This is a genomic window from Bacillus sp. REN3 (assembly GCF_017912555.1).
Lineage (GTDB): Bacteria > Bacillota > Bacilli > Bacillales > Cytobacillaceae > Mesobacillus.
Genome location: NZ_JAERSD010000033.1, coordinates 18,647 through 30,112, shown reverse-complemented (window position 1 = coordinate 30,112; position 11,466 = coordinate 18,647). Strand labels below are relative to the sequence as shown.

Genomic DNA, 11,466 nt, shown 5'->3' with positions numbered 1-11,466 from the left:
TCGGATGTTGGCAAGTGGCCTTTTTTATGTACATAAATTAGCTGCCGTTTCCTACATTTCTAGTCTGCCATAAACAATATCATAAAGCTCTTCAAAATAGCGCTCCTGGAACTTCTTCACCCTTTATATATGGATGAAAGGGTGGATAGGACAGAGTGGGATAGGGATGATTGTGGCGGTTTTGTGAGCAGTTAGATAGGAGCTATTGGAGGGAAAGTTGGCTAGATTGGGTAAAAAAATACGATAGCAGCGTGAACTGCTCATCGCTCTCTTTAGATTTTTAACTAATAATTGCCATCGACTAGTTCAATCTCTGATCCGTTTGACCACAATTCCTTTTGACCTTTGAATGAGACGCTATCACCCCTATCGCTCAAACAATTCTAACGGTTTCGCAGTAGTCGAAACGGTATACGTTTTAAGCTTTTATGAGACACTAGAACCGTCCTCATAGTGAACTATCACTATGTCTCATCTTCATTTCTCTTGGGTATGAGCGAAGAAGATTAGTAACCCTCATTAGTAATGGAGCTAACAGGTCATTACCCCAGTCTCTAATTATTTTACGCTGGAATAGACCAAAAATATTAGGATGAATTTGTTAGCAATAGGACATAAATAAAGGGCCTCGGTGCAATACCTTAGGCCCCATTCACGTTATCAAATACTTAATTAACTAAATTATTGTATTTTTTCTCTAGCTGCTTAAAATTTTTATCAAATGATTTTCGATCAAGAAAAAATTTTAATACTTCTTTAGCTTTCTCTTTTTCATTACATTTAATATAGGAATCAATTACCTTATGAAATTCCTTTTTATAATGGAAGTTTTCATTAAAATCTTGAAAAGCGTCTTCATAATAACGAATTGCTTTTGAGCAGTTATTATTGTTGGCATACCAGGTACCTACTATAAACATTAAGTCTCTTCTTTCATTTTCGGATAAACTTATGTTTTCAAGAGCGTTCAAATACACCTGCTTTTCTTTACCCTTCATTCCAATCAACCTGTTGAAGAAACCTCTCGCTACCACATTTTCATAGGTTTTAACTGGTTTTAAATAAAATTTATAAACCAAGAAAAGAATCCATCCTAAACCTAATATATATAATAGTTCCAAGTATAGTTTTCCTCCCGCTATATTAGATTCTTCTAAGCAGATAATTTTTTGCTCTGCGCAAACCGTTATCTATCTTTTTTCCAAGCCAGTTCCTATCAAACCAATTTTCATACTTCCATAGTTTAGAAGTCCAATATTGCGCAATAGATGCAGCTTTAGAGAACCAATTTCCTGCGATATATGATGTTATCCCCCCTGTGACAAAACCTATAATTGCCTTTTTATTTGGGGAGCGCCTCAACATCGTAAATCCCTTCATTGCCAATTTCCTAGCTGTCCATGCTCCAATACCTCCACCACCAATTATCATTACGGCGTTTGTGAGGGTATTTTCAATAAAATCATCAAAGATTTTTGTAATAAAGTATCTTAGTGCTGATTTTAACTTTTTAGGGACAGAAAACATCCCGTTAGGATCTACATTCATTACAGGGTTATTATCTGCATAAGCATAGCCGTTTTGACTAATAGGTAATTCTTTTGCACCTAAAACCGGATCAGTAGTTATAAACCTACCTATCTCAGGATTGTAATATCTTTGTTGTAAATAGTACAATTTTGTTTCAGCATCGTAACGATAACCAGCATAACGGAATGGGATATCCGCAGCAGCTATACCACTTTCATTAAGAATGTTTCCCCAAGAATCATACTCGAATGACGCAACTATTGTACCTGTTTGGTCTGTTACTTTTGTTATATCACCATGGCCATTTGCGTGGAAAGTAAATGTTTTTCCACCTTGGGACATAGTTACCGGCTTATTCTCCTTGTCATAAATATAAGAAGCTAATATTGTCCCTGTTTTATCCGTTTCTAAAACCACATTATTATTCTCGTCATAACTATAATAAATAGTTGTTGAACCTGTAGTTTTACTTATCCTCAGACCAGCTGAATTATATTCATACTTAGAAAGTGAAACGGTTCCCTCTTTTACCTCAATCAATCTATCTTCAGCATCATAAATATAGGTTTTTTTTTCATCACCGGAAAGATTCCCATTATTATCATGCATCGTTGCATTTCCATTTATGGAAACCAGTTGATTAGCTGCGTCGTAGGTATAATTTATTGAAGATACGTCTGTTCCCTTAATTGTCTTTTTACTAATTCGATTACCTGCCGCATCATAAGAATATTCATAGATGTCACCATTTTGCAACACTTCTTTAGTTAATTGTTCCTTTTTGTCATAAAAAAATTGTTTCGTTCCTTCTTTTGCTTTTTCTTTTATAATATTCCCCTTTTCATTAAAAGTATAATCATAGGAACTAATCAAGCTACCATTAGCATCTTGTGTAATCACACTTGTTAACTGGCCAGCACCGTCATGGTTTAAGAATGTATTGGTTCCATTTTTATTATTAATTCCAACTACTTTATCATTTTCAGAATAAGTAAAATTTGTAGAGCTATTCCCACCCGAAATATTCGTAAGTTGATTATTTTTATCATACTTATAATTAGTGACAATTAAGGATGTACCGGAAGCTAAGGTGCTACTTGAAACATTTCCGTTTGGGTCATAAGTATAAGTAACTTGAGTCTTGCAAAAATCTTGTCGTAAACATTGTCTAGTTTTGTCTAACCTTGAAAACTTCATAAAAACAAGAATGACATCCCTTTAATCGTGGGAAATGGAAGGTACCACCCAATCCAAATTCCAGAAAAAAGGAGATGTCTAAGGTTATGGTAACTATCCATTCTGCTATCGTCAAGTTCATTGTCACTCTTGGTCTATGCTTATCCAAGCCCCAGCTTAATCACTTGATTACCATCATGCATGGCATCATCCTGACCGCAGGCAGAAAAACGATGACGCAGATACGGAACCATTCCGGGAAAGACCGTGACCTTAGCTGTTTGACACGTTTCCTGAAGGAATCCCCATGGTGTGCCAAGCGTGTACAGTCCAAAAGAATGAATCACCTGATGAATTCCATTCGTCGGGCTCGGCATAAACAGGGTGACGACAGGCCGATTATTTTCCTGATCGTCGATGACACCGGGTGCCATAAGGATAACTCAACACGAAAGATGGAGGCATTGGATTTCCACTTCTCCCATTCTGAAGGGAAAAGTGTCTGGTCGCACTGCCTGGTGACAACCCATTTGGTAGATGAAGGTTATTCCTTCGCATGGGATTTCCGAACGTATTTCAGGCAGGAATACTGCAAAGAACATCATCGATCTTTCAAAAGCAAGAACGACCTGGCCATAGAAATGATTCAGACGTTTCCTGCCTCTGATGAGGAACAGGTCTATGTCCTGATGGACAGGATGGCATAGACAATCCCTTTGGCCGTTTTGACCGGATGGGTTACGGTGTTCCAAATACCTTCAACTGTTGAAAAAAGAGCCTCTGCAACTCCCTTCCGGAATCCTTTCCTCATATCATTCGCTGTCTTAAAACCGTCTGCGATTTTCTCCCAAATCGATTTCTTTTCCGGCTCCCGGAATCGGTCAGAGTCGGTCTCCAATTCGACATTGTCATTTTTGTCATACGTCATACGTATAGTAGACAGTAGTGGATCCTGTTGTCTTGCTGACACGGTGGCCTTCTGAATTACTTTCCTAAAGAAGTGGTTACTTCCTTGACTTCAATCAAACGGTCATCGGCTTCATAAATGAAAGTTTTCTTTCCATCACTTGTCATGTTGCCGGATTGATCATGGGTCACAGCCGTTCCATTAATGGTGGAAAGCTGGTTGGCTGCATCATACGTATAAGTGTCAGTAGTAATGGTGGTTCTCTTTGTCACTTTCTTGGTCAGGCGTTCCCCACTGCATCATACATATACTCCAGGATGTCCCCGTTCGGTCAGATTTCCTTCGTCAGCTGCCCGCTCTTGTCATATGTGAACTGTGCGGTGCCGCTGGATGTTTTCTCAGAAACCCGGTTCCCTTTGGTATCATACGTGTAATCAAAGGATTCTATCACTGCGCTCAGGGAATTGGTCGTCAGAAGTCAACACTGACAGAATGCAAAAAACACATATAAAAAAGAGGAAGGATTCAAACCTTCCCCTTAGTGTTCCGATTCTACAGCAAGCTAATTAAGCTTGTATAATATTTTCAATCCTTTCTTCAAGCTTTTATAGTGCCAATTTATATGATCTAGTTCAATCTCAATTTCAGTTAACTTGTCCATAAGTGTCTGCTTGTCTTGTATTGATTTTATTTCTTCCATTAATGTCCCTAGATTAACACAACTTTCCTGAATATCATGTAAGTCAATGGCTGCTTCAACCGGTTCATTTGATTGAGATAACAAGGACAAAGCTTTTTTAATTTCGTCTAATTTTATACCTTCCATAGTGTTATTCACTTCCCTCATTTTAAACGTTTCACACTCTGGACTGAGGTGTAAATTTTCCGGACCATGTTTGTCATGTTCATGCCTGGTTTGCGATGATGCCTATCTGGAACAAATCTACTCCACCAAAAGATCCGGCCCATATCTTTAATGCTCATGGCCTTACACAGCCAAGCGAGCAAAATTGGTTAAGTAAGACTTTCTCAGGGAGCTATGTGAATGGGTCTGATTATGTTATTGACCCTGGTCATCCTGATGCTGTCAATTACACTAGGGATGTCATCATGCATGTAGTCCATAATTATGACATCTTCCACAGCCTACCGATTCTTATCCCGCGATAGTCCATTAATTACTTCTGATAAATGTACCTCCTTGAGTTTTTCATGGTTAAAAAATAATGTTAGCAAAAATGGTTTCCCACTTATTTCTTGTGTATCTTTTAATAAATAATTATTATCAACTATTCCTCCCTTGTACAAAGGAGTTTTCATAAAAGTCTCAGAAGACATTCCTGAGCTAAAAACTATATTTCCATTATCCAATATTATTGAACCGGTTATATTATCAAGCATTCTTTATCTCTCCATTTTTGCTCCAGCAATTCAACAAATAAAGACTTGTTAAATATAGGGACATAAAACGCGTCCTCAGGTCTCTTTAATACATTCAAGGACAAAACTAGAATAGCAATTATTATTTAGGTATTTCCCTATCCCATACTCTCTTTCCGTCAGTTAATAATACGGAACTTGGTGGGTCGTCATAGAGAGAAATTTCAACCAATGAACTTTTTTCTTGTTTCAACCAATCATATACACTACCTTCGTTAGTAGAAGGATGGGATAAAATATGATTTACTTGAAATGCAGTTGCATAATACTCTGCGTACTCGGGATCATCATCATCTAATCCATTGTCTGTCTCAAAAAATGTGTCTGTTTTTCCTACAATTCTTAATCCACTGTTCCACTCTAATATGATTTCTACACCTTCATACTCTAATAATGTTTTAAATAAAGAATCTGCTTCCATAAACATCCTCTTTCTTATTTTATTCTGATGGTTTTGCTGGTACTATATGAGCACCATCTTTTCCATAGTGTATCATTCCTCTACTAGTCTCTATATATTGTCCAGTCACAGTATCATAGTATTTACCTATTGGTTCACCAAAGTCCACTCTCTCTTTATTTTTGGTAACAGTGGTTCCATTTCCTGCAAACTTATCAAGCAATTCTTGTGTTGTTTTATTATCGCCATAGATGATACTTTTGTTTTTCCCACTCGCTATCTCTTGTTTGTAATTCGGAGTATTTGGAATATGTTTCTCCTGAGCACCTGGTTTCACTTTTACTGGATAACCATTTACTTCACGGTAAGGCCCTATAGGGACTGACTTTCTTCCATAAGGAGGTACATCATTACCCGGACCCTTATTGATATTATCCCCAATTCCGCCATTCCCGTCTATGATCCGAGGAATCTCCCGCTTTTCCACCCTATCTCCGCTGTATTTCCTCTCAGGAGCCACACGTTTTCCATCCCTATCCCCGCCATCCTTCTTCTCAATAGTCTCCGGCCTAACAACCCTAACTCCTCCACCCTCCTTCACAACCCTGGCCCCTTTGGCCACCTTTACAGCCTTGTCGACGCCTTTGGTCCCGATAATCGCAAGGGCGGCTTCACCGACGGCTCGGCCGAACCATTCAGAACGGCTTTTGGCATCGCCGTTTATAACATCGTTCTTCCAGGAGTCTGAGATGGAGTTCCAAATACTTTTGGCGGTTTCCAGAGGATAGCCGATTGCATAGACGATTCCTTTGGCGGTTTTGACCGGATGGGTGACGGCATTCCAAATACCTTCAACGGTTGAAAAAAAGGCCTCTGCCACTCCCTTCCTGAATCCCTTCCTTATATCATTCGCAGTCTTAAAACCGTCTGTGATCTTCTCCCAGATCGATTTCTTATCCGGCTCCCGGAATCGGTCCGCCTTCTAATCGGCCTTCACATACAAATCCATCGAGGCATCAACGAATTGATGGAGTTTACCCAGCTTCTTTTCAATTGCCCTCGCCTTTGCAGCTGCCTCACTCAAGTTCCTTCCGATGTTCCGGCGGCTGGCGATCCGGCCATCAACCTGCCCCCTAAGGGAAGAAATCCGGTTCTCCTCATTCTCCACTCGAGAGGATAGATTGACTAAATCCCTGTTCGCCGCCTTGACCTGATTTATTTTAACCTCAATCTTTGACACCCGTCGACCTCCTAATCAAACATTGTCCTTAACTCATCAACCGATTCACGGAAATAAAATGGCCTGGTGTGCCCGACAATGGAGGTTGCCAGCGGGAACGACTCGTCGAGAATCATGACTTCGACCTGCGGCTCTGCATGATGATTGATAGCGTTAAAAAGTTCTCCGACCAGACCTTCTTCCACAGCTTCCACCTCCACTGCCAGCAGCGGGAACGCCTCATCAGCCGCCGTAGGATCAAACAGGTTTACCAGGTAGGCTTTTTTAACAGTAGGGAACTGCTTGAGACATGTTCGCAGTACATCCATTGCCTCTTCAGGCAGTTCTTCCATTAGCTCAGTCAGGATCCGTTCTTTCTCCTCGTCACTAAGCTGTTCGAAAAAATAGTTCAGGATCCGGCCATCCTTCAAGGTTTCAAGCTCCTCCCGGATGATTTTCTTGCTTAACCCTGTAAAAGGATTCACCAGCCATGGAATGTCCGTTCCTGCCATCTCCAACAGCAATTCCGCCTGAATCCTTACATATGGATACTCAGACTTGAAAATCTCATCGAACTTCTCCCGGCTCGTAAAAACAGGCAGCACAAGCTCCCCATCCTCCTCGATGTACCTCAAGCTCAAAGTTTCATCATCCGCCACCGAACCAATGACGAACAACTCAAGCTCCACCAACGCCCTATAAAAAAGAAAACGACCAGAAGGCCCCTCAACAGCCGCAGCCAAAAGCTCATCAAAAGAAACACTCATAAAATATAACCACTCCCTGGATTTTCATGAGTTTTCATGGGGACGGTTCTCGTGACAACCAGCAGTTCCCTTTAGTCAACCGCACAGCAAGGCTTGCTATCCCAAATAGGGCTAGCAAGCATTAAATAACATTTACTGAGCTACTTAAATATGAATAAGATTTTCTTAGCAAAACGTTCCTAATCCTCTATATGTTAATAAAAAGATAAATCTGCTATCTTATGTTGGTCAGTAACCAAAATCTAACCTTTGTTTCTTCCTCCCGGAATAAAGTTGCCCTTACACCATTTAATAAAGTTCCCTGAGTGAAGAAGATAAGTATCTGCAGTACTTTTTGTTATCAAACCTTCTTTAGAACGTTCCTTTACCTCTTTTTCATATAATTGATATAAATCTTCTAATTGATTAATAAAATCCTTATTGGCCTTCATTTCTTCATCCCCTTACCATTCTCTATAATCCGTTCTATGATAGATAGGCCCATAAACTTCCATCCGGACCCGATCCTTCCTAAAAGGCAGTGAGAAAGAACTTGCCAAGATTCTTTTGACAAGTGCCTTTCCCGCTAAAAATTTACTCATTCTCCTCCATATCATCCGGGAAAACAATCTGGTCCATTTCCTCGCCAGTCGCCTGGTCCTTCACAAAAATCGTCACTTTATAATCATCCTTTCCAGCCCCATTGAACAGCTGATAATATGCGCCTGAGATCCCCAATCCAAATACAGCGAATCCATCCATGCTATTTTCATAGGCATGTTTATCAACTTCCAAAGTGAACTCTGAGAAAGATTTGTTGTGGGTTATATCCTTGATTGAAACAAAATCCCCGCTTGTCTTCATCTCTTCCACTGATTCCTGGATGCTTGTTTCAAGCTCATTCATCATTTTCTTATGCTCCGACTTGGACATCTTGCAGGTGACGGAACCATCATCATTCTTGATCACTTCCTTAACGCCTTCAGTGTTTGCCTCTTCGATAGCTTTATCAATATCCTCACCCTCAAATAAGGATGCCGGCAGCGTCACTTCCACGTTAAAAAGGCCCTTATCGACTTCCACAGCACCTTCATCATCCGACTTGGCTTGTTCCTCCTGGCCGGCTCGTTAGATCCTTTAATAAAATTTTCTTACCGTTGTTAAAAATGGGGGGGAATCTTCTCGAAAATGGGCGTAGCGTTGTATATCCGCATTTTCCTGACGCTACCCCTTTCTGGGACTTCAACTTTTAGAAAATAAAAAAATCCTCACTTCAAATGTGAAGATTTTCTTATTTTGTTACTGTAGAAGGTGTTTCATTGAAGATAAAAATAATTTTAGAGATTTAAGATTTTAAAAAATGAAATTTTTAAAATTGATCTTAATGTTAGTACTATTATTAGCACAATAATACTGATAATTTTAAAAGTATAGTCGTTAATAACATTTAAAGAATATCTTAAAAAGAACAAAGACAAAGCCACTACTATTACAGAAATTTAAAATATAATATTTTTCATTTGTTCTCCCTCCATTTGGTATTATTCACCAAATTGTTTATTTACTATAGGATTCATGGTTTCGTTCTTTTGATCCCATTCTAACTGACGCTATTACAACTATCCTAGTATTAGCCTATTATTAAGAAGAGGACACTAGCATTAGTGTCTTCTCCCTCTTTTGCCCATCTACGCCTTTTCCTCTTTCCTCTTATCAGGAATGATAAAGCTGATTAACACGCTAACAACGATGACCACCAATGCACCTTTCTCAACAGCCTGGTTGTCCCCCAGAGAAGTGAATTGGCAGATAAAATAAACAACAGCCGCAATAATTCCTATCCCACGTATGCCATTAATCATCATATTCCTCCATTATTAAGGATGTTGTTATTTTATCATAAAAATGGTTATATATGGTATTTATTCACTTGTTTTTATTTGAGAGGTTTTCACGTGAGTTTTCACGGGGACGGTTCTTGTGCTCACCCGTAGTTTCCCTTAATCACGGCTAAAAGCGAGGTTGCCACGATAAACGTCCCCATGCTCACTGATCTAAAATTATAAAAACCTTGACCGGCATTGGCTAGTCAAGGTCATTGTTGGTATGATAGATTTTTAATACCGGTTTTCTTTGTTGAAAAAGTCATTACCTTAATTAATAATTATCTGCATTGGGATCATAATCTATCTCTACTTTATTAATTCCATTAATAACATTATTTTTTCTTGTAAAAAGATCCTCAATCTCTTCAGGTGCCAATTCATTCTCCAAATGTTCTATATTGGTGTGCCCCAGTGCTTTTTTAATAGAGTCAACTACCCCTACAAAGACTTTTGGATGTGCTAATACAATCTCTCCTATAGCTAAATGAACTAATAGGTTTTCTGTTTCCCCTTCATTGCATACAGTTTCAAATTCATAAAATGTCCTGGCAATAGCGTATTTATATCCTCTTTTTTCATTCAACAAATCAAGGTATACATCATTAACACTTTCAAGCAATTCATTGTATTCCCATTCTTCCATATATACCCTCTCCTATAAAGCTAAGGTTTAATTCTTTTTCCATCATTATGGACAACTTCTAACTCAATGTTTTTGAATTTCACAGAAAATTCCGCTATGACTTTACTACAACTATTACAAGTATCTAATTCTGTAAACAGCTTTATCTTACCTGTAGCTTCAGTATTATGTCCAAGACTATGAGCAATATCGTTTAGAATTTTGTATTCTGTATCACTGTCTCTTAAATATTCAATTCCATTTTTATCTGCTGCATATGAAGCTTTAAATGTTGGGTTGATAGGTTTTAATGAAATATCCGGAACACGTTCTTCTAAAGTACCGTTTAAATCATTTATACTACTCTGAGCATAAAATTCTTTCCTCAACCCCTTGACGTATACCTCTGCTATAGCAAAATTTCCTGACTTTTTGTATCCAGCAGTTAAGTTTCCTCTAAGCTCTTTCACCCTATCAATTATATGGATTTCTTTTATAGGATCTATTTGTCTTGTAGGGTACACTTTAACCGTACTCTTACCACCATTATCCCCAATTCCGCCATCCCCGTCTATCCTCTGAGGAACCTCCCTTGTTCCAACACCTTTTCCGCTATTTCTCCTCTCAGGCGCCACAGGTTTCCCATCCCTGCCCCCGCCATCCTTCTTCTCAATAGTACTCATTCGCAAAAAAAACCATGGGATAGTGTCCCATGGTTTAGAAAGATTATAGTTTGTGAATTTTTAAATCACATTTATCTTCTTCTGCTACCTCAATTGCTGTACGTAGTACTTCAAAAAATGTTTTCCCATCAGATGTTGCAAAATAATTTGCTAGACTAGTTACTTTTGGGCTTATTTTATCTCCCCACGGTGGTACTTGTGATAAGTCATCAATATCCCATATAACTTGTTCCGGCGAGTAATTTGATAATTCCTGTTCAATTTTAATTAAATTAGCTTTTACAACAGGAACATCATTCCAGTCTAGTTGGTCATTATACAATCCATTCATCAATAAAGGGTATTTTGTACCCCAGCCTTCTTTTTCTAAATGATAGGATATTGTTGAAAAAAAAGAATGTACAAAATCGCTATGACCTAATTCATAATAAAAACAATCTACTAATAATCCTACTGCCATGTAACTTTCACTCTAATCCATTTTTTTGTCCTCGAATATACCAAAATAGCTGTATTAATCCTCATTAAACATTTGCTCATCAACTTCTTCCAGATACCTTTCTGTATCTAAATGAGATTCTATAAGATTATCTAAGAACTCAATGCTAACCTCTCTATTCTCTTCAAATATGTGGACTTCAGCACCAGCCCCTAATAATAAACTTACTATTTTTTTCATTTCCAACAATTCATCAATTTCTAAGAGATTATACGATAAGACGAAATCATTATTATTTAGTAACGCTTTTAATTCAGATATACTCTTATTAGTATTTTTTCTTAAAATAGAAATGTACTTGACCTCATTAGTATCTTTTTCTATTTGTATATTCATTTTAGCCATTTGAATGTCTCCC

The 11,466-nt window shown here is 38.3% G+C and carries 18 protein-coding genes; 1 reads left to right on the top strand and 17 read right to left on the bottom strand.

Going from position 1 to position 11,466, the window contains the following annotated elements:
• Positions 1 to 668: 668 nt before the first annotated feature.
• Entirely contained in the window at positions 669 to 1,121 is a 453-nt protein-coding gene (locus JJQ88_RS19745; RefSeq protein ID WP_210367753.1) for a hypothetical protein, read from the bottom strand.
• Positions 1,122 to 1,143: 22 nt separating this feature from the next.
• Complete coding sequence (locus JJQ88_RS19740) at positions 1,144 to 2,727, bottom strand: RHS repeat domain-containing protein (RefSeq protein ID WP_210367752.1); 1,584 nt, start codon at positions 2,725 to 2,727, stop codon at positions 1,144 to 1,146.
• A gap of 86 nt (positions 2,728 to 2,813) precedes the next feature.
• Between JJQ88_RS19740 and JJQ88_RS19735 the strand changes: the two genes are divergently transcribed.
• Complete coding sequence (locus JJQ88_RS19735) at positions 2,814 to 3,413, top strand: transposase (protein ID WP_210367751.1); 600 nt, start codon at positions 2,814 to 2,816, stop codon at positions 3,411 to 3,413.
• Here the strand turns inward: JJQ88_RS19735 and JJQ88_RS19730 are convergent.
• The 15 genes from JJQ88_RS19730 to JJQ88_RS19655 form a co-directional block, all read right to left on the bottom strand.
• Positions 3,386 to 3,676 carry a hypothetical protein gene (locus tag JJQ88_RS19730; protein WP_210367750.1) on the bottom strand — a complete coding sequence of 97 codons (291 nt, stop codon included), beginning with the start codon at positions 3,674 to 3,676 and terminating at the stop codon, positions 3,386 to 3,388. The two genes, JJQ88_RS19735 and JJQ88_RS19730, sit on opposite strands and share 28 nt — an antisense overlap.
• Before the next feature lie 14 nt (positions 3,677 to 3,690).
• Positions 3,691 to 3,885, bottom strand: a complete 195-nt coding sequence (locus tag JJQ88_RS19725) for a hypothetical protein (RefSeq protein ID WP_210367749.1) — start codon at positions 3,883 to 3,885, stop codon at positions 3,691 to 3,693.
• Between the two features lie 290 nt (positions 3,886 to 4,175).
• On the bottom strand, positions 4,176 to 4,439 hold the full coding sequence (locus JJQ88_RS19715; RefSeq protein ID WP_210367747.1) for a hypothetical protein: 264 nt from the start codon (positions 4,437 to 4,439) through the stop codon (positions 4,176 to 4,178).
• A gap of 320 nt (positions 4,440 to 4,759) precedes the next feature.
• Complete coding sequence (locus JJQ88_RS19710) at positions 4,760 to 5,014, bottom strand: hypothetical protein (protein WP_210367746.1); 255 nt, start codon at positions 5,012 to 5,014, stop codon at positions 4,760 to 4,762.
• Between the two features lie 121 nt (positions 5,015 to 5,135).
• Positions 5,136 to 5,474, bottom strand: coding sequence for a hypothetical protein (locus JJQ88_RS19705; RefSeq protein ID WP_210367745.1), 339 nt, complete (start codon positions 5,472 to 5,474; stop codon positions 5,136 to 5,138).
• Between the two features lie 19 nt (positions 5,475 to 5,493).
• Positions 5,494 to 6,333 (bottom strand): polymorphic toxin type 50 domain-containing protein, encoded by an 840-nt coding sequence (locus JJQ88_RS21930; protein ID WP_481748324.1) that lies wholly within the window; start codon positions 6,331 to 6,333, stop codon positions 5,494 to 5,496.
• Positions 6,334 to 6,435: 102 nt separating this feature from the next.
• On the bottom strand, positions 6,436 to 6,693 hold the full coding sequence (locus JJQ88_RS19695; protein WP_210367744.1) for a hypothetical protein: 258 nt from the start codon (positions 6,691 to 6,693) through the stop codon (positions 6,436 to 6,438).
• 11 nt (positions 6,694 to 6,704) lie between these two features.
• Positions 6,705 to 7,439 (bottom strand): enhanced serine sensitivity protein SseB C-terminal domain-containing protein, encoded by a 735-nt coding sequence (locus tag JJQ88_RS19690; RefSeq protein WP_210367743.1) that lies wholly within the window; start codon positions 7,437 to 7,439, stop codon positions 6,705 to 6,707.
• A gap of 242 nt (positions 7,440 to 7,681) precedes the next feature.
• Positions 7,682 to 7,870, bottom strand: coding sequence for a hypothetical protein (locus JJQ88_RS19685; RefSeq protein ID WP_210367742.1), 189 nt, complete (start codon positions 7,868 to 7,870; stop codon positions 7,682 to 7,684).
• A 142-nt stretch (positions 7,871 to 8,012) separates the two neighbouring features.
• Positions 8,013 to 8,501, bottom strand: a complete 489-nt coding sequence (locus tag JJQ88_RS19680; protein WP_210367741.1) for a hypothetical protein — start codon at positions 8,499 to 8,501, stop codon at positions 8,013 to 8,015.
• A 605-nt stretch (positions 8,502 to 9,106) separates the two neighbouring features.
• Positions 9,107 to 9,280 (bottom strand): hypothetical protein, encoded by a 174-nt coding sequence (locus JJQ88_RS19675; RefSeq protein WP_210367740.1) that lies wholly within the window; start codon positions 9,278 to 9,280, stop codon positions 9,107 to 9,109.
• 295 nt (positions 9,281 to 9,575) lie between these two features.
• Positions 9,576 to 9,947 (bottom strand): Imm3 family immunity protein, encoded by a 372-nt coding sequence (locus tag JJQ88_RS19670; RefSeq protein ID WP_210367739.1) that lies wholly within the window; start codon positions 9,945 to 9,947, stop codon positions 9,576 to 9,578.
• Positions 9,948 to 9,967: 20 nt separating this feature from the next.
• Entirely contained in the window at positions 9,968 to 10,609 is a 642-nt protein-coding gene (locus JJQ88_RS19665) for a deaminase domain-containing protein (RefSeq protein ID WP_210367738.1), read from the bottom strand.
• A gap of 43 nt (positions 10,610 to 10,652) precedes the next feature.
• Complete coding sequence (locus JJQ88_RS19660) at positions 10,653 to 11,069, bottom strand: immunity 70 family protein (protein ID WP_210367737.1); 417 nt, start codon at positions 11,067 to 11,069, stop codon at positions 10,653 to 10,655.
• A gap of 54 nt (positions 11,070 to 11,123) precedes the next feature.
• A complete protein-coding gene (locus JJQ88_RS19655) occupies positions 11,124 to 11,453 on the bottom strand; it encodes a hypothetical protein (protein WP_210367736.1) in 330 nt (109 codons plus the stop codon).
• Positions 11,454 to 11,466 lie beyond the last annotated feature (13 nt).

Coding starts and splice junctions, on each gene's coding strand:
- JJQ88_RS19660 (WP_210367737.1), bottom strand. CDS start 11,069: ATGGCAGTAGGATTATTAGTAGATTGTTTTTATTATGAATTAGGTCAT.
- JJQ88_RS19735 (WP_210367751.1), top strand. CDS start 2,814: ATGGTAACTATCCATTCTGCTATCGTCAAGTTCATTGTCACTCTTGGT.
- JJQ88_RS19685 (WP_210367742.1), bottom strand. CDS start 7,870: ATGAAGGCCAATAAGGATTTTATTAATCAATTAGAAGATTTATATCAA.
- JJQ88_RS19655 (WP_210367736.1), bottom strand. CDS start 11,453: ATGGCTAAAATGAATATACAAATAGAAAAAGATACTAATGAGGTCAAG.
- JJQ88_RS19715 (WP_210367747.1), bottom strand. CDS start 4,439: ATGGAAGGTATAAAATTAGACGAAATTAAAAAAGCTTTGTCCTTGTTA.
- JJQ88_RS19670 (WP_210367739.1), bottom strand. CDS start 9,947: ATGGAAGAATGGGAATACAATGAATTGCTTGAAAGTGTTAATGATGTA.
- JJQ88_RS19740 (WP_210367752.1), bottom strand. CDS start 2,727: ATGAAGTTTTCAAGGTTAGACAAAACTAGACAATGTTTACGACAAGAT.
- JJQ88_RS19705 (WP_210367745.1), bottom strand. CDS start 5,474: ATGGAAGCAGATTCTTTATTTAAAACATTATTAGAGTATGAAGGTGTA.
- JJQ88_RS19710 (WP_210367746.1), bottom strand. CDS start 5,014: ATGCTTGATAATATAACCGGTTCAATAATATTGGATAATGGAAATATA.
- JJQ88_RS19675 (WP_210367740.1), bottom strand. CDS start 9,280: ATGATTAATGGCATACGTGGGATAGGAATTATTGCGGCTGTTGTTTAT.
- JJQ88_RS19665 (WP_210367738.1), bottom strand. CDS start 10,609: ATGAGTACTATTGAGAAGAAGGATGGCGGGGGCAGGGATGGGAAACCT.
- JJQ88_RS19690 (WP_210367743.1), bottom strand. CDS start 7,439: ATGAGTGTTTCTTTTGATGAGCTTTTGGCTGCGGCTGTTGAGGGGCCT.